Annotated in this window: 20 protein-coding genes and 1 riboswitch; of the genes, 17 read left to right on the top strand and 3 right to left on the bottom strand. The window is 35.6% G+C overall.

Features of this window, described 5'->3' with window-relative positions; all coding sequences use genetic code 11:
* Nucleotides 1-17: 17 nt before the first annotated feature.
* The 4 genes from BR72_RS10570 to fumC all read left to right on the top strand — a co-directional run bounded on the left by BR72_RS10570 (nt 18) and on the right by fumC (nt 4966).
* On the top strand, nt 18-839 hold the full coding sequence (locus BR72_RS10570) for an ABC transporter ATP-binding protein (RefSeq protein WP_035432781.1): 822 nt from the start codon (nt 18-20) through the stop codon (nt 837-839).
* 347 nt (nt 840-1186) lie between these two features.
* Nucleotides 1187-1684 (top strand): DinB family protein, encoded by a 498-nt coding sequence (locus BR72_RS10565; RefSeq protein WP_035432779.1) that lies wholly within the window; start codon nt 1187-1189, stop codon nt 1682-1684.
* 358 nt (nt 1685-2042) lie between these two features.
* The gene (gene nhaC, locus BR72_RS10560; RefSeq protein ID WP_035432777.1) at nt 2043-3446 is read left to right on the top strand and encodes a Na+/H+ antiporter NhaC; all 1404 of its coding nucleotides are present in this window, start codon (nt 2043-2045) and stop codon (nt 3444-3446) included.
* 131 nt (nt 3447-3577) lie between these two features.
* Nucleotides 3578-4966 (top strand): class II fumarate hydratase, encoded by a 1389-nt coding sequence (fumC, locus tag BR72_RS10555; protein WP_035432774.1) that lies wholly within the window; start codon nt 3578-3580, stop codon nt 4964-4966.
* Nucleotides 4967-5902: 936 nt separating this feature from the next.
* Here fumC and BR72_RS27460 read toward each other — a convergent pair.
* Both BR72_RS27460 and BR72_RS10545 read right to left on the bottom strand, forming a co-directional pair.
* Nucleotides 5903-6196, bottom strand: a complete 294-nt coding sequence (locus tag BR72_RS27460; protein ID WP_035432772.1) for a hypothetical protein — start codon at nt 6194-6196, stop codon at nt 5903-5905.
* Between the two features lie 99 nt (nt 6197-6295).
* Nucleotides 6296-6769 (bottom strand): hypothetical protein, encoded by a 474-nt coding sequence (locus BR72_RS10545; protein WP_035432770.1) that lies wholly within the window; start codon nt 6767-6769, stop codon nt 6296-6298.
* Nucleotides 6770-7538: 769 nt separating this feature from the next.
* Between BR72_RS10545 and BR72_RS10540 the strand changes: the two genes are divergently transcribed.
* The 9 genes from BR72_RS10540 to BR72_RS10500 all read left to right on the top strand — a co-directional run bounded on the left by BR72_RS10540 (nt 7539) and on the right by BR72_RS10500 (nt 15250).
* Nucleotides 7539-8816: a right-handed parallel beta-helix repeat-containing protein gene (locus BR72_RS10540; protein ID WP_035432768.1), complete on the top strand. Its 1278-nt coding sequence runs from the start codon at nt 7539-7541 to the stop codon at nt 8814-8816.
* Entirely contained in the window at nt 8813-9331 is a 519-nt protein-coding gene (locus BR72_RS10535) for a nitrous oxide reductase accessory protein NosL (protein WP_035432766.1), read from the top strand. The genes BR72_RS10540 and BR72_RS10535 overlap by 4 nt, the downstream gene beginning before the upstream one ends.
* A 52-nt stretch (nt 9332-9383) precedes the next feature.
* Entirely contained in the window at nt 9384-10196 is an 813-nt protein-coding gene (locus BR72_RS10530; RefSeq protein ID WP_035432764.1) for an ABC transporter permease, read from the top strand.
* Complete coding sequence (locus tag BR72_RS10525; RefSeq protein ID WP_035432762.1) at nt 10193-10912, top strand: ABC transporter ATP-binding protein; 720 nt, start codon at nt 10193-10195, stop codon at nt 10910-10912. Before BR72_RS10530 ends, BR72_RS10525 begins: the two co-directional genes overlap by 4 nt.
* A gap of 53 nt (nt 10913-10965) precedes the next feature.
* The gene (locus BR72_RS10520; protein WP_035432760.1) at nt 10966-11229 is read left to right on the top strand and encodes a hypothetical protein; all 264 of its coding nucleotides are present in this window, start codon (nt 10966-10968) and stop codon (nt 11227-11229) included.
* Nucleotides 11230-11488: 259 nt separating this feature from the next.
* Entirely contained in the window at nt 11489-12253 is a 765-nt protein-coding gene (locus tag BR72_RS10515) for a DUF2087 domain-containing protein (protein WP_035432757.1), read from the top strand.
* A 225-nt stretch (nt 12254-12478) separates the two neighbouring features.
* Nucleotides 12479-12835, top strand: coding sequence for a GIY-YIG nuclease family protein (locus BR72_RS10510; protein WP_035432755.1), 357 nt, complete (start codon nt 12479-12481; stop codon nt 12833-12835).
* Nucleotides 12836-12898: 63 nt separating this feature from the next.
* On the top strand, nt 12899-14227 hold the full coding sequence (locus BR72_RS10505; protein ID WP_197059942.1) for an MATE family efflux transporter: 1329 nt from the start codon (nt 12899-12901) through the stop codon (nt 14225-14227).
* Between the two features lie 156 nt (nt 14228-14383).
* Entirely contained in the window at nt 14384-15250 is an 867-nt protein-coding gene (locus BR72_RS10500) for an SMP-30/gluconolactonase/LRE family protein (protein WP_035432751.1), read from the top strand.
* 43 nt (nt 15251-15293) lie between these two features.
* Here BR72_RS10500 and BR72_RS10495 read toward each other — a convergent pair whose 3' ends face one another.
* Nucleotides 15294-15836, bottom strand: a complete 543-nt coding sequence (locus tag BR72_RS10495) for a DUF1697 domain-containing protein (protein WP_035432832.1) — start codon at nt 15834-15836, stop codon at nt 15294-15296.
* A 375-nt stretch (nt 15837-16211) separates the two neighbouring features.
* Between BR72_RS10495 and BR72_RS10490 the strand changes: the two genes are divergently transcribed.
* From BR72_RS10490 to BR72_RS10475, 4 genes are all read left to right on the top strand, one after another.
* Nucleotides 16212-17381 carry an MFS transporter gene (locus BR72_RS10490; protein WP_231559707.1) on the top strand — a complete coding sequence of 390 codons (1170 nt, stop codon included), beginning with the start codon at nt 16212-16214 and terminating at the stop codon, nt 17379-17381.
* A gap of 209 nt (nt 17382-17590) precedes the next feature.
* On the top strand, nt 17591-18019 hold the full coding sequence (locus tag BR72_RS10485) for a DUF3995 domain-containing protein (RefSeq protein ID WP_035432746.1): 429 nt from the start codon (nt 17591-17593) through the stop codon (nt 18017-18019).
* 107 nt (nt 18020-18126) lie between these two features.
* A riboswitch (cyclic di-AMP (ydaO/yuaA leader) is annotated at nt 18127-18265 on the top strand.
* A gap of 128 nt (nt 18266-18393) precedes the next feature.
* Complete coding sequence (gene kdpA / locus BR72_RS10480) at nt 18394-20061, top strand: potassium-transporting ATPase subunit KdpA (RefSeq protein ID WP_035432744.1); 1668 nt, start codon at nt 18394-18396, stop codon at nt 20059-20061.
* A 157-nt stretch (nt 20062-20218) separates the two neighbouring features.
* Nucleotides 20219-21466: a DUF445 domain-containing protein gene (locus BR72_RS10475; RefSeq protein ID WP_035432742.1), complete on the top strand. Its 1248-nt coding sequence runs from the start codon at nt 20219-20221 to the stop codon at nt 21464-21466.
* Nucleotides 21467-21574 lie beyond the last annotated feature (108 nt).

The following is a 21574-nucleotide window of genomic DNA, read 5'->3' as shown; positions in this document are numbered from 1 at the left end:
AATAAGGAGTGAACAAGATGACTAGTTTACATACGGAACAACTGGAACTTACGTATGGAAATCAAACGATTATTAATCATCTCGATCTATATATTCCAGAAGGGAAAATTACGGCACTTGTTGGCCGAAATGGATGCGGAAAGTCAACGATTTTAAAATCGTTAGCACGGCTACTGCAACCAACTAAGGGTCACGTATATTTAGATGGTAAAGCAATTCATACGATGCCAACAAAAGAAGTATCAAAGAAATTGGCAATTTTACCACAATCACCGACAGCACCCGAAGGATTAACGGTAGAAGGTCTCGTTTGGCATGGACGTTATCCGCATCAGCGTTTGCTTGGAAAGCGAACGGATAAAGACTATGAAATGGTAAACTGGGCACTTGAAGTAACTGGAATGAATCAATTTACAGATCGTACATTAGATGAATTGTCAGGCGGACAGCGTCAGCGCGTTTGGATTGCGATGGCACTTGCGCAAGATACGGAATTATTATTATTAGATGAACCGACTACGTACTTGGATATGGCCCACCAGTTAGAAGTATTAGAGTTATTGAAAAAGTTAAATGAAGAAGAAAATCGAACGGTTGTTATGGTTGTACATGATTTAAATCATGCAGCTAAATATGCGCATCACATTGTTGCGATTAAAGATGGAGATAAAGTAATGGAAGGAGCACCAAATGAGATTTTAAATGATGAGTTGTTTGAAACAGTGTTTGGTGTGAAAGCGCGTGTTGTGTATGATCCAGTTGCGATGACATATATGTGTACACCGTATGCATTACTTTCAGAGAAAAAAGAACAGCAAAAAGAAAGAATTGTTGGATAAAAGAACTGTTGAGAAAAGATTCTCAGCAGTTTTTTTATCGGGAATTTTTATCTCGTTATTTGCGGGCAGTAAGATCTTATTTAACATATTTCCAAAAGAATTCCCCTTTCTCAAGGAAAGAAGTGCACCCCAATTGTTAGACTGTGTCTAACAATTGGGGTGCACTTCTAAGGTGGATAAGGAGGGGTTATTCACGAATGAGAGAGAAGTAAAGAAGATGTGTGAGTAATAAAGTCATTTTATTTTTAGTCTTTTTCTCAAAGATTGTTATTTTTGCAACTTTTAGCGAATATACGTTCGTTTTATGTTATAATTATATGAAATTAATTTTGAAAAGAGGGGTTAATTTGAGTGAGATAAAAAATATAATTAGTCATTTTAATCATTATTCATCTTGGTTAATCACTTTAGAAGAAATCGATGAAACAGTATGGTTTAAACCAACAGCTGAAGGGAAATGGTCTGTAAGTGAGATAATAGCACATATTATGAAGTGGGATAATCATCTATTAACAGAAGTCCTTCCATCTGTACAAAATGAAAAGGGAATGGAGTTTCCTGATTTTTACAAACATAATAAAAAGGCATCAAACTACGCAAAATCAGGCATATCACAATCAAAGCTTCTTGAAGAAGCAAAAGATATAAGGGAACTACTTGTGAAAGAACTTAACGAACTGCCAACCGAAAAGTTAATAAAACCATTAACTGCAAACGGTGTAACTCATTGTCCACATACTGGAACACCTTATTCACTTATATATATTGTTAAGGAATTTACAGACCACGATAACCATCATCAAAGACAAATTATACAATTCCTAAGGGAAAACAGTAATTTATGACATGGATTGAATTGTCGTTGTTATAAATAACGTTTTCGGTTATTGGTTATCTGTAAATGTAAATTTAAAAATATTATACATACTTATGTGAGTTGGCAATACAAAAAGAAGTTATTTTTAAATAGCTTTTTTTGATGACTTGGATTGAATATAAGTAAAATAAGAAAAAATATTGTATTTTTTAAAATTATCATTGCGAAAAATGGGCTCTACTTTTAAAATAAAAAAGGTCGTGTATTTATTATACTAAAAAAACAAATCGGAATAGTTTGAATATTTATATTTTACCTAGTTATGTTTATGTATAGGTAACTATACGACATGCATCATGTTATTACTTCATAAGGAGAGAAGAAATTTGAAAAGTGTAAGATTACCATCGATGATAGAAATCATCATTCTTTTGCTATTATTTTTAGGCGTTGTCTTTTCATTTCAGACAACTTTTAATTTACCGATTCAGCTTGCGTTATTTATTTCATGGTTTCTTGTCATTGCGCTTGGATTAAGACTTGGGTTTCGTTATCAAGAATTACAAGATGCAATTACAAAAGGAATTTCGAATGGACTTGAAGCAATTTTAATATTAGTAGCGGTTGGAGCTCTTATTGGAACTTGGATTGCTGGCGGTGTTGTGCCAACACTAATTTATTATGGTTTAGAATTTATTCACCCAAGTATCTTTCTATTAGCAACATTAATTATTTGTTCGATAACATCTATCGCGACTGGTACTTCTTGGGGGACGGTAGGTACAGCTGGTATTGCTATGATGGCAATTGGAGAAGGACTTGGATTACCACTTCCGCTTGTAGCTGGTGCAGTGCTGTCCGGTGCGTATTTCGGAGATAAATTATCACCATTATCTGATAGCACTGTACTTGCAGCTTCTATGGCGAAAGTAGATGTTATTGCACACGTTCGTGCGATGTTGTATTTAGATATTCCAGCTTATATTATTACAGGTATTATGTTTACAGTTGCGGGCTGGATATATGGCGGGGAGAATGTAGATTTAGAAAAAGTAGATTTTTTAAAGGCATCTTTATTAAAGCAGTTTGATATTCACATTTGGATGCTCGTTCCAGCGGTCGTTGTCATTATCCTTTTAGCGATGAAACGTCCATCTATGCCTACAATTGCAATGGGAGCTCTTCTTGGTGCAATCTGGGCAGCTGTGTTCCAAGGAATGCCTTTTGGAGATGCGATTGGCACAGCTTACAAAGGTTTTTCTATTGATTCCGGTATCGACTTTATTGATAAATTACTAAATCGCGGCGGAATTGAAGGAATGCTCAGTTCTGTTGCTGTTATTATTTTCGGACTCGGTTTTGGTGGTTTACTAGAAAAGCTTGGCGTTTTAAAAGTTATTGTTTCGAAGTTTGAGAAAAAATTAACATCTGCAGGAAATGTAACACTTTCGACGTTAATTGTTGCATTTCTAGCAAACGTATTTGGCTGTGCTATGTATGTATCGTTAATTTTAACACCAAAAATTATGGAAGAAAGCTATGATAAATTAAAATTAGATCGCCGCATTTTAGCGCGTAACTCAGAAGTAGGTGGAACACTCACATCAGGGATGGTTCCATGGTCTGATAACGGTATCTTTATGGCAGGTATCCTAGGCGTATCAACGTTAGCTTATCTACCATTTATGTGGCTGAGCTTTGTATCATTAGTGCTCGCTGTTATTTACGGATATACAGGTAAATTTATTTGGTATGTAGATGGTGCAGAGGAAGCAAAGCAAGTATCATAGTATGGGGAAAATCATCCTTTCGCTAATAGCGTGAGGATGATTTTTTTTATATTTTTAGTGGTAATATTTGTTATTTGCAGTGTTTTCGATAAAATGAAAAGGAAGGCATTTAATTCTAAGGGGATGAAAACATGGAGTATAGAATTGAAAGAGATACATTAGGAGAAATGAAAGTTCCAGCTGATAAATTATGGGCAGCACAAACGCAGCGTAGTAAGGAGAACTTTCCGATTGGAACAGAGAAAATGCCACTTGAAATTGTTCGGGCATTTGCAATTTTAAAGAAAAGTGCAGCGCTTAGTAATCAAAAGTTAGGAAAGCTAGCAGATGAAAAGGCGAGTACAATTGTAGAGGCGGTTGATGAAATTTTATCAGGAAAATGGGATGATCATTTTCCACTTGTTGTTTGGCAGACAGGAAGTGGGACACAGTCAAATATGAATGTAAATGAAGTGATAGCAAATCGCGGAAATCAAATTTTACGAGAAAAAGGGCTAAATCTACATATTCATCCGAACGATGATGTAAACATGTCTCAAAGTTCAAATGATACATTTCCAACAGCACTTCATATTGCATGTTTGATAGCTGTAGAAGAACAAGTATTACCAGCAGTAGCTAAATTAAAAGAAACGTTACAAGAAAAAGTAAACGAGTTCTCTCATATTATTAAAATTGGTCGTACTCATTTGCAAGATGCAACGCCGTTAACGTTAGGACAAGAAGTGAGCGGTTGGCATCGCATGCTTGAAAAGACGGAGCGGATGATAAGAGAAAGCAGTACTTATATGAAAGAGCTCGCAATTGGTGGGACTGCGGTTGGAACGGGGATTAATGCTCATCCCAAATTCGGCGATATGGTTGCAAAAGAAATTAGTAACTTTACAGGAAAACAATTCGTATCAGCTCCAAATAAATTCCATGCGTTAACAAGCCATGATGAAGTTGTTTATACGCACGGGGCGTTAAAAGCGTTAGCAGCTGATGTAATGAAAATTGCAAACGATGTCCGTTGGCTCGCAAGCGGACCGCGCAGTGGCCTTGGGGAGATTACGATTCCAGCAAATGAGCCAGGGAGCTCGATTATGCCAGGAAAAGTAAATCCAACGCAAAGTGAAGCGTTAACGATGGTCACAGCGCAAGTTATGGGAAATGATGCAACGATCGGCTTTGCGGCAAGTCAAGGGAACTTTGAATTAAACGTCTTTAAACCGGTCATTGCTTACAATTTCTTGCAATCCGCTCGATTATTAGCAGACGCGATTGTTTCGTTTCATGATAACTGTGCAGTCGGTATTGAAGCGAATGAAGAAATAACTAGGCGGCACTTAAATAATTCGTTAATGCTTGTAACGGCATTAAATCCGCATATCGGTTATGAAAATGCAGCGAAAATTGCAAAATATGCACATAAAGAGGGATTAACATTAAAAGAAGCAGCACTGCAATCAGGTTTATTAACAGAGGATCAATTTGATGAAATTGTAGATCCGAAGAAAATGATTGAACCGAAAGAATGAAATGATTTTCAAAGATAGGATTCCCAAGTGTTTATTAAGTAATATAAAAACCAGGATATTCTTGATTAAGACAACATCTTTTATATAATATTATAGTTTTTATAAGAGAGGAAATGAGGAGAATAGATACAAGTAGAGATTATGTGCTTGATCTATTCTTTTTTTGTACAGCATATGACCTCATTTACTACAACATAGAAGAACCGATGTTGCAGTAAAACCCTCAATAAGCTGTGTACAAAAAAATGAAGACCGCGCGGTCTTCATTTTAGTCGACATAGTTCCCGTTACTGGAAGTCGATTTATAAAAAATGTTCCAAGTATTTTCAATTTCTTTTTAAAAGATATCTTTCACGGGGACCGTAATCTTGCTCAGTTTGAAAATATGCAAGTTTGTCTGGAACACATGAAATGATAGAAGACAAACCATAGAAAGCTATTTTTTCTACTGCAATGTGTAAAGGTAAGTGCCTACCGTCTACATCTTCGTTTAAGGACATAACATAACAGCTATCCTGAGCACCATAATTTTTTAATAGTTGTAGGAGTTCGTCGGCGTTAGCTATACGTTGTGTGATGCTTACGATGTATTTTTCATTCAAGACAATGTTGTAGTTATGATTTAAACGCCATAAGGCATCTTTTCTTTTTTTAGGAGAAAATAATTCAAATAGAACCCTGTCACATAATCTCTTAGAAAAAAAATTTTGACAAATGTTTCTTCATATTCTTTGTCCATATATAGCCCTCCGAGTAAATGATTTCTTTAAGGTTGTATTCCATACTAATCAGAGGTAACCTTTTCTGTATATCATATTCATGTATGGTTAACATAACCTCTCTTAGCAGGAGTGCAATTATTTGTAGAAATATAGATTTTGCTAAACGATAACTTTTTATTAGGCCACTTGATAATAAAATATGAAGTTATCAAAGCTATTCCATTAAACCAACTATATCAAGAAAAATCATAGTAGTTATCATTGCGATAACTGCTATAAGAAATTTAAATCTGAATTTAATCTTAATACCTAGCTTATCTGGAATAAAATATATTCCCAAACCTATACTAATACGTCCTATTAATAAATATAATTGATATAAAAATTCGTTATTTATTTTTGCCTTAATATATACTTTACTGTAATCGAACAATAGGAAATATATTAAAATTATAATTAAGTAGAGAATAAATAATTTCACATAGTTTCTCATTTTAGTTTTTCTCAAAATACCCCATACTCCTTTTAGATGTTCAATCAACTTATAAAATTTCTTTTATTAAATATCAATCTGATGTGAAATTCACATAATCACTGTTAGCGGAAGTCATGATTCATTAAGCAATAGTTCTAATGTTTCTGTAATTTCCTCTTCTAATTGATTTACACTACTTATATACAGATGTCCTGTACCACTATTGTGGGAGAAGCCTTGATAATAATACCAAAGCTCAATAGTACATCTATAAAAACCCTCATCTAGTTTGGGTTCACCCTCGTAGTCAATTGCTATTAAAGATCGATATTCAGCTTCTAAGCATTGACTTGAAGTAAGTTGATTTGATTCATCACCATCTATGTCACGAGCAGTCCATAATTGAAGGTTTCTCTTTCCCTTTTTTTCAAAGGGGTCTTTGTATATTGCTTGGTATTTAATACAAAGTTCCTCAGCTGTTGTCTCCAAATGCATAATCTTCTTCTTTAGCTCTTCATTTATCTCAGATTTTGATATAATCGGGCCAAAGTCTAGATTTTGATCCATTTTTTCTCCCTTTATCCATGCCCAAAATTGTTTAAACATGTGATGCCCCCTTATTATCAGGACGTTCTCTATCATAATACATTCGTGTAAGTAGGAAAGAATTCCTCTTGTATATTCTATACATGTGGGTTTTACATAACGTAACATTATCGACAGTGATGTTTGCGTCGCAGCCCTTGTGGGGCAAGGATCTGCCGTTCTCCCAATGGCTTAACTGTATGCAGGATTTCATACTACCGCGCCACGACTGTGTTTGGTGGTAGTACCTGTTTCCGTTGTTTGCATAAAATCTTGCATATATAATTTGCAGTTTGCTGTGTAGATTCCTAAGTAAAAAGCCCAAGAGGGGCCTTCTCCTGTGCTGTTTTTTTAAATGTTATACATCAATACTCGTGCGTACCTTGCTAAATAAGTTGGTTAATGCTGTAAGGCTTATTACTTTTATTCATTACTTAGGCTTACAGTATAAGGATCCTATTTTTTTAGTCTATAAAGGAATCGTGTATAAATACAAAGTGAAAAAACGACACAAAAACCTCTTCCTTTTGAGGTGAGCGAGAGTATATGGCCATGCATAGATGCGGTCAGTGCCTATTTCTGCCACATGCCAGGCTTAAAACAAAAGGAGCAAGTGAGTGCAGGCTATGTTTTGTTCTTTATACAAGTGACTTATATATTGAAAAAGTAAAATGGATTTATATTTAAAAATATCTTTTTTTTGTCAAAAAATACAAAATTACTTCACAAATTCCACACAATTGTTTGTTATCCTTCATGTAGGTCGACTGATATTTGAGGAGATTGCTATATGAAAATAACTCGAGTCTTTTTTCTCTTTTGTATCATTTTTTTAAGTTGTTCATTCCATACTTATGCACAGGATACGTTGCAATCTCAAATTGACGCTGCTCCTGAATATGGAATCGTGAAAATACCGAGTGGTAATTATGATGAAGCAATCGTTCTTTCAAAGCCTATTACTTTGGAAGGGACGGGAGAAGTTATTGTTCGCTCTTGTCGTAAAGAACCCGTTATTACGGTAAAAGGACAATCTGTCACCTTGAAGCATATAAAGGTAGAACAATGCAGTAGTAGGGCAGACACGGAAGCTATTCATGTTACTGGTAAGAATCATCGGTTGAAAAATCTTCAAATCTACACAAAGCAGTTCGGGATTAAATTAAATAGGGCAAGTGATACGGTAGTAGAAGGTAGTTTGATTAAAGGGAATTCTAAAGGAAATGGAATTGACTTATGGGAATCAAATAACAATATGATTCAAGGGGTCGAGATTGATAAAGTAAGAGATGGCATTTATATAGAAAATAGTCATTTTAATCGAATAACTCGTAATGCTATCGGAAATTCTCGTTATGGCATACATATTATGTTTTCAAATCAAATAACCGTACAGAATAACAAGTCTCACAACAATATTACAGGTGCAATGGTGATGGGAACAAAAGAAACAAAAATTGAAAGGAACGAGTTAACTTTCAATAATCGTAATGTTAATGCACAGGGTTTATTGCTGTATGATGCAGAGAACACGGAAACGATTGGAAATCGAATTTCTAATAATCGTGTAGGGATGTATGTGGAAAATGCGAATAACAACCAGATTTCAGATAATGAAGTAACTGAGAATTTTATTGGCATGCAATTTAAAAATGCGAATGAAAATCATGTGTCTGACAATGTCTTTGTTGGAAATGTAAATGAATCTCAAGCGATAAACAGCAATGAAAACGAAATTATACATAATTATTGGGACGCATCATTGAAACTGGATACAAAGGGAAATGGTATGAGCAGCATTCCGCATAGAGCAGATCCATTTTTTCTAACATTAACAAATGAAGTCCCAGAATATCAACTGTTTTTCCAAGCGCCTGGTATGATTGTACTCCAAACATTGTTGAAAAGTCCTGAAAGTCGAGTTTTAACTGATTATGAACCTATGATGACAACTAGAGGAAAAAAGGAAGAAAATAATTTCTCATTTAAGATGCAAATTGGAATGATCATTGTAAGTATGTTAGCAATAAGTATCACTTTATTTAAAATTGGGAGGAAAAGAAGATGAAATTGAAAGGTTTATTGATTACAATAGTTGCAGCTCTTTTATTGACAGTAGTTGGCTGCGGGAAAAAGGAAGTTAAGCCAGTAGCAATTGACGAGAAAAATGATAAATGTGCCAATTGTAATATGCTTGTGACGAATGATCAATTCGGAACAGAAGTAATTCTTGAAAACGGTAAATCATTAAAATTTGATGACCTTGGTTGTATGTACAAATGGATGAATAAAAATAAGAATGAAAAGTTGCAAGCAAAATTTGTACGCGATTACAATTCAAAAGAGTGGGTTGAAGTAGACAAAGCGACTTATGTTTATGACAAAGATATTAAAACACCGATGGCTTATAATGTAATTTCATTCAAAGATAAAAAAGATGCAGACAGCTTTGTCTCTAAAAATAAGGGTGAAGTGTTAACTGCAAAAGAGTTGGAAAAGCATGAATGGACAAAGAACATGGATATGATGATGAAAATAAAAGAAGAGAATGCAAAGAAAAAGGATATGAATCATTCTCATTAATAAAAAAAGGATAACCGTTCTGGTTGTCCTTTTTTACGGAAAGAGGGATTTTATGTGGCACATTTGGCAATCTGAGTGGCGGATCACGATAAGACAACGTTCATCTTATACATTTGTCATTCTTTGGACGAGTGTTATGTCGTTACTATTTTTACTAGGGCGAAATTCACCTACTATAACTGGATACACAAATATGACAGGTACAATGGCGAATTTAGTGTTGTATATTATACCGCTATTTATGCTTATTATCATTTCTTTTTCTATCGCAAATGAAATGGAAAACGGACAGTGGCGGTTATTAAGTACGTATCCTATTTCTAGTGTTGCATACGTAATGGGAAAAGCATTCGGACAATTTACAGCGCAGCTTATTATTTTTACGCTAAGTTATGGTATAAGTCTTCTAATCGGTCTTGTTAGTGGAAGTGCGCTATCTATGAAATGGATACTGGCCCTTTATGTATTCTCAATCGTATTAATGCTTTTCTTTCTAATAATTGGTGTTGTGATCGGTTCTTTTGTCGTAACAAGATGGCAGGCACTAACTATATCTGTTGGGGTTTGGTTTTTCTTCATTATGATTTGGCCTACTGCGCTTATCGCTGTTCTTAACTTTGTTCCGTATCCGATGATTGCTGTGCTTCTAAAAGTAGCTTTATTTCTTAATCCCGCTGAATTGCTTCGTATCGTATTCGTTGTTCAATTAGGTGGTGGTGCAATATTTGGACAAGCATATGATTCTCTCGTTACCTTTTTACAATCTGAGGCGGCGTGGAGCGTTCTCATTTTATATACAGTAATATATATGACATTTGGTTTTGCTCTATCTGCATGGAAGCTAGAAAGGAGAAAGATGCAATGACACTTTTACAAGTTACAGAGGTTTCAAAAGAATATAAGACAAAACAAGCACTCTCTCACTTTTCACTTCAAGTAGAAGCAGGAACGTGTATCGTACTATGCGGCGGGAACGGTGCAGGAAAAAGTACACTTCTTCATATATTGGCAGGTATTTCAAGACCGACAGATGGAACGATTGTATTGAATGGTATTGCTCTTCATGAAAATAGGACTGCATACGTGTCACAAATTGGATATATGCCAGATGACTTCCATGCGCAGGAAATGATGACTGTGCATGAATTTCTTACCTTTTATGGTGTATTACGAAAGGTAAGAGGGCAACAAATACAAGAAATTTTAGAAAAGATCGGTTTAATTGAAAAGAGGAATGAACTTGTAAAACATTTATCAAAGGGAATGCGGCAACGATTAGTATTTGGACAAGCATTGTTAGGGGAGCCAAAACTATTATTATTAGATGAACCGACAAATGGTTTAGATCCATATTGGGTCAATGCATTTGTTGAGGTTTTACAGGACATTAAGAAGATGGGGACAATTGTTATTTTTTCTACACATATGATGGACGTGGCAGCGGAAATAGGAGATTGTATTTTGTTTATGAAAGATGGGATCGTGACAAATCGTATTGAACATAAGGGGAGTAAAGAAGAAAAAACACTACACTTGATGCAATTGCACCGGCAGGGATGGAACCAAAACGATTTCATATAACATAAAAAGTGGGAAATTGATAAAATAAGGACATGAGAAGTGAGGTGAAAATAGTGAAATATGTTATTTCTACTTTAACCGTCCTTATTACATTCATTGTGTTACAGTGCTTATCAGGTTATATATTATCAGAGTTGTTTTTGGTTGATAACTCGGAATGGACAAGCGTTGCAGTGTTCACTCTAGAAAATTCTAATCAATCATTTTATTTAGACTATCTTCAATTACTCTTCGTCTTCTTATCTACAATAGTTGGTTTCATTTTCCTTAAGTTAATCGAGAAAAAAGAAAAGTTTAATAGCGCAAATGAGAAATAGGACTAGCTTGGTAGCTAGTCCTATTTTGTTTATCTCGCTATTGATGATTAGTAATTTTCCGTTGATATAATTTTTGCTCTATTGGAGATATATGAACTTTTCTTCTAGAATTCACAAAACACAAACGATATTTGGATTTGTTTGAAAATAGGTGAACGATATGTTGAAATGTTTAATTTTATTATGATATTATAAATAAAAATAAACTAAATCATAATTTGTTTGTTTTTAAAATAAACTTTTTAGGGGATTGTTTAGTATGAATGATATTTCAGAATGGTTTTGGGATGCTACGATTGAGGAATTGAAAAAAGGATATGTTTTTGAGAAGGACACTGAAGAATATGTTTGTTTAGCTTGTGGAGAAAAATTTATGAAAGGTATTATTTATCAAGAGCAGAATATTTTTTATGAAGCAGAGAAGTTTACACAAATTCATATCGCAAATGAACATATTTCTATGTTTGATTATTTATTAGGGTTAGATAAAAAGTTAACAGGTTTAACAGATTTGCAGAAGAAGATGGTCCAGTTCTTCCATATGGGTTTAAACGATAAAGAGATTGTACAGGAAATGGACGGCGGAAGTACTTCAACGATTCGGAATCATCGTTTTACATTAAGGGAGAAGATGAAACAAGCAAAAGTGTTTCTAGCGCTTATGGAGCTCTCAGAAGAAAAAGCGACGACTCAACCTAAATTTCTCCCGATTCATCGTACAGCAACGATGGTTGATCAGCGGTATAACATTACCGAAGAGGAAAATGAAGAAGTAATAAAATTGCATTTTACAGAAGGATTAGACGGACCGCTTTCTAAATTTCCGAAGAAACAAAAGCGAAAGCTCATTATTTTGAGACATGTAGTGAAAAAGTTTGATAGCAATCAAAAGTATACAGAAAAAGAAGTGAATGAGATTTTAGAACATGTATATCCTGATTATGTCACGTTAAGAAGGTATTTAATTGAATATGGTTTCCTCGACAGAACATCAGATGGAAGTCAGTATTGGGTGAAATTATAGAAAAAAATGCAGATAAATACAAATTTGAAAATTGATATTAAAACCCTCTTTCTTTTTAGATGGGCGAGAGCATTTGGCTGTGCATAGAAGCGGTCAGGGCCTTTTTCTACCACATACTAGGTTAAAACAAAAGGAGCAAGCAAGTAGTTTTCATGTTGAATTAGCCATAGCAGTGACTTAGATGGCAAAAAGATATATATAGATAAAATGAAAGGAGAAAGGAAATTGGATAGAAAAAAAGAATTAAAACAACTGTATAAAGAAACCGAAATTGAAGGGGGTATGTATTGCATTCGAAATACAAAGAACGAAAAAGTGTATGTAGAGAGTACAAGAAATTTCAAAACGATGAGTGGAAGGCGTCTTTTACTTAATATGGGTTCTCATACGAATAAGGCATTGCAAGATGATTGGAAGGAATACGGGACAGATGCTTTTGAGTTTGAAATATTAGAAGTGTTGAAAAAGAAAGATACGGGATATTTTAATGAAAAAGAAGAATTGAAAAAATTAGAAGAGAAGTGGTTAGAGAAATTGCAGCCATACGGAGAGCGAGGATATAATCGCGACATTTCTCGATAAAAGGAGTTATGAAACTTGAAAATAACTGAAGAAGGAACAGAAAGTAAACCAATATGGCGTTCTATGGCTATGTTTCTTATTCCTTTACTGCTAAGTAATGTATTGCAGTCACTTGGACAATTGTTTGGTATGGTAGTGGTAGGGCGTTGGCTTGGTATGAATGAACTAGCTGCTATTTCGGCTTTCTTTCCGTTATTTTTCCTACTCATTTCATTTGTCATTGGGATTGGGTCTGGTAGCTCGATTTTAATTGGTCAGGCTTTTGGGGCTCGTAATGAAGATCGCTTAAAGGCCATTGTCGGTACAACGTTGACATTTACGTTCGTACTTGGAGCGATTTTAGCGGTAATGGGTAGTATGTTTGCGATGGATATTATGCAACTTGTTGGTACGCCGGAAAATATTATTGATATAAGTGTTCATTATGCTCGAATTTTATTTATTTCCATGCCAGTGCTATTTTTATATTTTGCATATACAACATTTATGCGTGGGGCAGGAGACTCTAAAACACCGTTTTATTTTTTAATTGTTAGTACAGGACTAAATATGGCATTATTACCTATTCTTATATTTGGTTGGTTCGGCCTGCCGAAACTCGGTGTGTACGGCGCAGCATATGCTTCTGTTATATCAACAATTGTTACATTTATTATTCTGTTAGTTTATTTAAGAAAAACGAAACATCCATTGCAATTTGATGCAACAGTTCGAAAGTATCTTCGCATGGATTGGGAGTTATTAAAATTATTATTACGTCTTGGCATTCCAGCAAGTATTAATATGATACTTGTTTCATTATCAGAGATTGCTGTTATTTCCTTTGTAAACCGTTTTGGTTCAGATGCAACGGCAGCATACGGAGTAGTGAATCAAGTGGCAAGTTATGTACAGATGCCAGCAGTAAGTCTTGGGATTACCGTTTCCATATTTGCAGCGCAGTCTATTGGAGCAAATCAATTTGATCGTCTGCAAAAAGTAATCCGAGCGGGACTTGTTATGAACTATGTAATTGGAGGAATATTAATCGCTTTTATTTATTTGTTCTCAAAACAAATTTTAGCGCTCTTTTTAACGAGTCAGAATACGATAGATATTGCACATAGTCTCATTATGATTACGCTATGGAGTTACTTAATTTTTGGTCATGCGCAAATATATGGGGCAACGATGAGAGCGAGCGGCACTGTATTGTGGCCAACTATTTTTGCGGTTATAGCGATTTGGCTTGTAGAAGTTCCAGTAGCCTATTTCCTATCGTATCATACGAGCCTTGGAATAAAAGGAATATGGGTAGGATATCCAGCTGCGTTTATTGTGAGTTTGCTTCTGCAATACGGATATTACAGGTTGTCGTGGAAGAAGAAGCGAATTACGCGTCTTATAAGCTAGAATTAATTAGGTGAATAAGGACGCCCCTTCAGATAAGCGAGCTGAAGGGGGTTTTTATCGTTCTAGATAAAGCATAAATGTTACAAATTAATACTTAAAAACTATTACATGTTATTATAGAAAAGACAGAATATTCTTTAATGTGGAGGGGTTAATTTGCTAGGTGAATTAGAATTAGTCATTGATGCGAAGGCAACTCTTGGAGAAGGGCCTTGCTGGGATAGTCAAAAGCAGCTATTGTATTGGGTCGATATATTGGAGAAGAAGGTTCATATCTATAATCCTATTACAAATGAAGATAAGGAAATCAGTCTTGGACAGATGATAGGATCAGTGGCTCCGAGTGAATCTGGTGAAATGATTCTTGCTCTAGAAAATGGATTTCATTTTTTAAATACAGATACAGAAAAACTGCGGGCTATTTGTGACCCCGAAAGCCATTTGCCAGAAAATCGTTTTAACGATGGGAAATGTGATCCAGCAGGTCGTTTTTGGGCGGGTACTACAGAAGGTGTTGGTATTGATGGAAAGGGAGCTCTTTACTGTTTAGATACCGATTTAATTGTAACAAAGAAAGTAGAACATGTAAGTACATCTAATGGCTTAGCGTGGTCACCAGATTATAAGTATATGTATTTCATAGATACGCCGACAAGAAAAGTAGTTCGTTTTGATTATGATATTTGCACAGGAAATATTGAAAATCCAAAAGATGTTGTTGTCATACAAAAAGAAGAAGGACTTCCTGATGGAATGACAATTGATGAGGAAGGAATGTTGTGGATTGCTCATTGGGGCGGTTCTAAAATAACAAGATGGAATCCGATGAATGGAGAGCAGTTGCTAAGTATTCCTATCCCAGCATTATATGTAACCTCTTGCACATTTGGTGGAAGGGATTTAAACGAGTTATACATTACGACAGCTAAAATGCATACTACTGATGGAAGCGCTGGTGGAGTATTTCGAATCAAAACGAATGTAACAGGGTGTCCTACATATCGATTTAAACCCTATAGATAAGCTATAGGGTTCTGGCCATGAAATTCGAACATGCTTATTCATGTCAAACTTGCATTGCTTTTGCTAACGCCGCCACTTTATTAATTGTATTCCAGTTACGTGTTGTTGCTGTATTGCCAAGACTTTGCATGTTTTTGGCCAACTTGGAATCTAAGATGTTTTGACGAAACAAGTAGTAAATTACACGTCCGTCTATATGGTATTCATCGTTATTACGTTCACTGTCTGCCAATCGATCGACTATCTTCTGCTGCGGCGCTTCTGTCAATATTGAAACATAAATGCTTTCTCCTTCAGCTAAAGAGACATCTGCATATGGGCAATTTGCAATGATCCGCTCTAGTTCCTCGGCTGTTCTTAAAATAACGGTGATTGAAATGCCAAAATTTGTTCTAATCGCATTCTCGATTCGAAGGCGAAGCGGCGCTGGGCTCTCCTCCGATTTGAAAAGGACATTGCCAGTTTGGATATACGTTTGCACCTGGTTAAGACCCATCTTTTCCAGGGTATGTCTCAATTCAACCATCTTAATTTTGTTATGTCCACTTACATTAATACCTCGTAACAGCGCGATATAAATAACCATCGATTCACCTTCAGTCATGTATTGTTTTGGGCTCCATTTAACAAATTCGTTTATATAGGGAAGGAGTCCTTTTTTGTACAGAAAATAGTAATTTTATATTCCAATATTTTTTGTTATATGCCGTTAGGTTACGCTACGTTTAAAGTGCGAGAAATCAATCAAAATTATGTTAAACTAAGAATAACAATTGTAAAAACTTGTATATTTTACAATTGCTGTCTAGGTAACGATGGATAAATCAGTTATAACATTTATATACAGAAAGGAGCATTCAGATTGACCCTTAAAAAGGAAACAAAGTTCAACTCATCGTTGCCCTCGAATGGAACTAGTGAAAAGTGGCTATCAAAAGTTACACATCTACCTAGTTCATATATTGTTTTTGTTTCTAGTATACTAATTTCCCGGCTCGGTGACGCCCTTTATACGTTTGCGCTTCCTTGGATTGCTTATGAGTTAACTGGTTCCGTGGTAGTAATGAGTACACTTTTTGCTACTAGTGTATTACCTATTGTTTTATTCGGACCAATAGTAGGCGTGATGGTAGATCGCTGGAATCGAAGGAAGTTGATGTGGACAGCTGATTTAGGATGTATGGTCTTGGTAGGACTAGTTCCTATTTTAAATTTTCTAGATGTACTCCAGATTTGGCATCTATACGTTATTTCTTTTATGTTAGCTGTCTTATCTATGTTATTTGATGTAGCTACTGTTACAGCAATTCCGTATATTGCAGGTCAAAAGTTAACGAAAGCGAATTCGGCATACCAAATGGTTAATCAAATTGCTAGTTTAGCAGGTCCAACATTGGCAGGAATAACAATCGCTATAATAGGAGGATTTAACGCGCTTTGGTTAAATGTTTTCTCCTTTGCCGCTACTTTAATTGCAGTATTACTCTTACCTAAATTAGTGGGAAATAAAGTCATCGTTAGAGAAGGGAATGTATTAAAAGGCATAGGGAGAGATCTGAAAGAGGGACTGAAATGGCTGACGAATAATCGGCTTAACCTTGCTTTATCTCTCCAAGCTATGGTTGGCAACTTTGGGGCTAGTGCTGTACTGGGCGTATTCATGTATTACTTACTTTCAACTTTACATTTATCTGCTGAACAAAGCGGTCTTAATTATACCTTAATTGGAGTTGGGGGACTTATAGGAAGTATTATTGCAGTACCACTCGAAAGGTACTTTCGGCGTGGGATTCTTATCCCTGTTCTTTTAGGTATAGGTGCTATTGGACTAACGTATGCAATATGGAGCAAATATTGGCTAGCACCTGGTATCGCCCTTGGTGTGGCAATGGTCTGTAACATAGCTTGGAACACAATCGTAGCATCAGTCCGGCAAGAAACAGTGCCTACCGATATGCAAGGAAGGGTTCTTGGCTTCTCGCGAGTACTTACTCGTCTAGCAATGCCGTTAGGTGCTTTAGTTGGTGGGATTATTTCTGGCTATAATCCAGTTGCAGTATTTGCATTGGCGTCAGTTGCAAAGATAATGGAAGTTATTATTGCGCTTATTAGTCCTATTCGAAAGCTATGAGGAAAAGATATATAGACGATATAAAATCCCCTTTCTTTTCAGGAGGGTGAGAGCATCTGGCCGCGCATCGAAACGGTCATGTCATGTTGTATTCAACTTAGCCTCAACTTATAGCTCGGAAAATGAAAATGAATATAGATTGTTTTCTTATATAGGTTATATATGAAAGGAAGTTATTAAAAGTAAGCGAATTTATGGAGGGGAATACAATGGCAGCATTTTTCATCATTTTAAGTGCAAGCATACTTGTGTTTATCAGCCTCATTCATATGTATTGGGCATGTGGCGGATCTTGGGGCAGTAAGGTTGTTCTTCCGATGAAAAAAGACAGCGACGAATCTGTTTTTGTTCCTCGGAAAATAGGAACTTTTGCAGTGGCACTTGCCATTCTATGTTTCGCTATGATTCTATTAGCTCAAAGTAGATATTTGTCTTTTTGGGATTCAAGTCGTTACACGAGATGGGGATGTATCATTCTTGCAGGCATTTTCTTATTACGTGCAATTGGTGACATGAAGTATGTTGGATTCTTTAAGAAAGTAAAAGGAACAAAATTTTCGGTATATGATACGTGGTTATACAGTCCGCTTTGTTTGTATATCGCATTTATTTTTGTAGTAGCGGTTTATTGTTATTGATATGTAGAAGGAAAACTTTCATGAAGGGAGTTTTTCTTTTTTTGTATTTTCTCTCTTTACAATAAGAGTTTGGAAGCGTATATTAACATACAAATGGAAAATTTTACAGCCGAATATCGCTTAATCCAATAGGAGCGGGGGAACCAATTTTGTGCTTTGTCACTCGGGGTGAATCCTTTTTAGGTAGGGCTACTCTCAAGGTCCGAATCCGACAGCTAACCTCGTCAGCGTTTTGAGAGGGGGGACTTGTGTGTAAAAAACACTAGGTGCGGCCTAGTGTTTTCTTTTATTCTCTTTATGGTAAAAATTTACAATTAAACTTATTTCTATATGTAATGGAGAAAAATATAGAGATAACAGAGGAGAGGAAAAGAGTGAGCTGGCTTACAAGTCTAATTGTAATTTGTCTATTTGTAGTTGTTGCGAAACCAATGGGAGATTATATATACAACGTTTTTCAGCAAAAGGGACCATTTCAAAAGATATTTGGCCCGCTAGAAAAATTTTTATTTAAAATCGCGGACATTAAGGGCTATAGTCAAAGCTGGAAGCGCTATTTGTTTTGTTTAATTATAACGAATCTATTTTTTATACTTGTTGTGTATTCTATATTTCGATTACAGGGGATGTTACCGTTAAATCCAAATCATTTTCCGGGAATGGAGCCGACGTTAGCTTTTCATACGGCCATCACGTTTATGACAAATGCGAATCTACAACATTATGGTGGTGAAAGTAATTTATCTAATTTCTCTCAAATGGTTGGGGTAACATTTATGATGTTTGCAGCACCTGCAACTTCAATGGCAATTGGGATTACGTTTATTCGTGTGCTAGCAGGTAAAAGAATAGGGAATTTCTTTGTTGATTTTGTTCAATCTATTATAAGAGTATTGTTACCAATTTCATTTGTAGCGTCGCTCATTTTTCTAGCGCTAGGAACACCGCAGACGTTAGATTCTACAATTATCGCAAAAACGTTAGAAGGGACCGAGCAAGTAATTCCTCGGGGGCCAGTAGCGTCTTTACTAGCTATTAAAGAACTTGGAGATAATGGTGGCGGTTTTTTTGGAACGGTTTCCGCACATCCTTTTGAAAACCCAAATATGATTAGTAACGTGCTGCAAATGATGCTGCAAATGTTAATTCCGATGGCATTCCCATTTGTTTACGGCCGAATGATTGGAAATCGGAAGCAAGGAAGACTGTTTTTTGTATCGATGTTCATTTTGTTTATCGTTGGATTTCAGGCGCTTTCCATATCTGAGTTGAAAGGAAATCCGCCGTTAAATCAACTTGGAATAGAGCATTCACAAGGAAATATGGAAGGGAAAGAAATGCGCCTTGGCGTTATATCTTCTGCTTTATACGCAACGGTTACAAGCGCTTCGGGGACAGGGGGCGTGAATACTACACATGATACGTTAACACCAATTGGAGGAATGGTTCCGCTTGTAAATATGCTTCTCGGAACTGTATTTGGCGGAATTGGAGTCGGATTTATGAACGTGATCATGTATGCGATGATTGCAGTATTTTTGGCAGGATTAATGGTAGGCCGTTCGCCGGAGTTCCTGAATAAAAAATTAGAAGGTAAAGAAATGAAATTAATCGCCATTACAATTGTATCTCAGCCATTACTTATTCTTGGCGCTGCAGCAATTGCCTTTTCAACACATTTCGGAACAGATGCAATTTCGAATGCCGGTTTTCACGGTCTAACGCAAGTCATATATGAATATACATCGTCTGCTATGAATAATGGATCTGGATTTGAAGGATTAAATGATAATACACCGTTTTGGAATATTTCAACTGGCCTCGTGATGTATATTGGCCGTTATTTTAGTATCATTACGATGCTTGCTGTTGCAGTTGGCTTGAAAAAGAAAAAAATTGTACCTGAAACGATTGGTACGCTCCAAACTGACAATCGTTTATTTGGCGGGATTTTACTTGGTACGATATTTATAGTAGGCGCTTTAACATTTTTACCAGTACTTGTCCTTGGTCCAATTGCTGAATTTTTAACAATATTATAAAATTATAAAAACGAGGGGTGTATTAGTCTCTCGTTTTTATAATGAATTCTTTGTGGTTTCTAATGGCATTCATTATAGTATAGATATATGCTTTTATTGAAGGATTTTATTATAGATTGAAAAGTTTACTTTACATAAAAAAGGATGTGCAAATGTAATGTCATTACAATCAAAATATATAGCGGGAATTTCACTTGGAGTAATGGGAGTGGGATTTGCCGCAACACTTCCGATTCAAGGAACGGTAGTAGGCGGAATTATTCAAGGTGGATTTGAAGCTGGTTTAGTAGGTGGACTTGCCGATTGGTTTGCAGTTACGGCGCTTTTTCGCTATCCGATGGGAATCCCAATTCCGCATACAGCACTATTACCAAAAAATCGAAAACGAATTACAAAAGGACTTGTTACTACACTGGAAAATGATTGGCTGACGAAAGAAAGTATAACAAATAAAGTGAAAGAGCTGCAATTAGCACAAATCGTATTGCAGATTGCAGAAAGAGAGTTGCAATCTGATAGCGTGAAAAAAAGCATTGTGATAATTGCTGAAAAAGCGATTCTTCAAATAAATATTGAAAAATTAGCGACTGTAATTGAAAAAGAATTAAAAACGTATTTGCATACGATTCATACAGGAAATATACTACAAGTCCTTATTGATCAATTAGTTGCAGAAGAGTACGATGAAAAAACATTTGACTATATGTTAGGAAAGGCAAAAGAGTGGACAGCTCAAGATGAAGCCCGTTATCAACTCGGAAGCTTAGGCATGAAAGCGATGGAGAATATAAAAGTAGATGGATTTTTGCAGTTTACGCTTAAATCTTTTATGAATATTGTAGATGAAGAAAAAATCGGAAGCATTTTGCAGAAGTTTTTGATTAGTAATATTAGTAGTTTACAAAATCCTGATAATAGTACAAGACAACAGATCATAATGAAGATTCGCCAAGAACTTATTCACGTTAAGGAAAATGAAGCGGTATTACAGGAATTAGAGAATTGGAAAGAAAGTTTGATTGCAAATTGGAATGCGAATGAAAAAATAACAGAATTGTTGGGACAAGCACAGGAAAGAGCAGTTGCTTTTATAAAAAAAGAGGAGTTTACAGATAAATATCTTCTTTCATTTTTAAGGGCGCAAATGAATAAAGTAAAAGAAGATCCCGAAACGATTCAAAAAATGGAAGTCTGGTTGCAAAGGCAAATTGTAACCCTTGTCGAAAACAATCATTCTAAAATTGGAAAGCTTGTACAAGAAAACTTGGATAAGCTAGATGATCAGACGCTAATTGAAATGATTGAAAATAATGTAGGGAAAGATTTGCAGTGGATTCGTGTAAATGGTGCTGTTTGTGGCTTTATGATTGGGTTAGTTTTGGAAGGTTTAAAAGCGGTTATATAGAAAAAACACCTCCAATTTGTCGTTTGCATTTACATACGACAGTGGGGGTGCTTTATCCTTGTCTCACTTTACTGGGTCATTACAATATGAATGTGGAAAGGTTTTTTA

Origin of the sequence: Bacillus sp. UNC322MFChir4.1 (assembly GCF_000746135.1) — a bacterium.
Taxonomy (GTDB): domain Bacteria; phylum Bacillota; class Bacilli; order Bacillales; family Bacillaceae_G; genus Bacillus_A.
This window is presented reverse-complemented; position numbering and strand designations above follow the sequence as displayed.

Bases quoted from the DNA above. Each gene is read 5' to 3' on its own strand.
- BR72_RS10570 (WP_035432781.1), top strand. From the start codon at position 18: ATGACTAGTTTACATACGGAACAACTGGAACTTACGTATGGAAATCAA.
- fumC (WP_035432774.1), top strand. From the start codon at position 3,578: ATGGAGTATAGAATTGAAAGAGATACATTAGGAGAAATGAAAGTTCCA.
- BR72_RS10545 (WP_035432770.1), bottom strand. From the start codon at position 6,769: ATGTTTAAACAATTTTGGGCATGGATAAAGGGAGAAAAAATGGATCAA.
- BR72_RS10540 (WP_035432768.1), top strand. From the start codon at position 7,539: ATGAAAATAACTCGAGTCTTTTTTCTCTTTTGTATCATTTTTTTAAGT.
- BR72_RS10535 (WP_035432766.1), top strand. From the start codon at position 8,813: ATGAAATTGAAAGGTTTATTGATTACAATAGTTGCAGCTCTTTTATTG.
- BR72_RS10530 (WP_035432764.1), top strand. From the start codon at position 9,384: ATGTGGCACATTTGGCAATCTGAGTGGCGGATCACGATAAGACAACGT.
- BR72_RS10525 (WP_035432762.1), top strand. From the start codon at position 10,193: ATGACACTTTTACAAGTTACAGAGGTTTCAAAAGAATATAAGACAAAA.
- BR72_RS10515 (WP_035432757.1), top strand. From the start codon at position 11,489: ATGAATGATATTTCAGAATGGTTTTGGGATGCTACGATTGAGGAATTG.
- BR72_RS10505 (WP_197059942.1), top strand. From the start codon at position 12,899: ATGGCTATGTTTCTTATTCCTTTACTGCTAAGTAATGTATTGCAGTCA.
- BR72_RS10495 (WP_035432832.1), bottom strand. From the start codon at position 15,836: ATGGTTATTTATATCGCGCTGTTACGAGGTATTAATGTAAGTGGACAT.
- BR72_RS10485 (WP_035432746.1), top strand. From the start codon at position 17,591: ATGGCAGCATTTTTCATCATTTTAAGTGCAAGCATACTTGTGTTTATC.
- BR72_RS10475 (WP_035432742.1), top strand. From the start codon at position 20,219: ATGTCATTACAATCAAAATATATAGCGGGAATTTCACTTGGAGTAATG.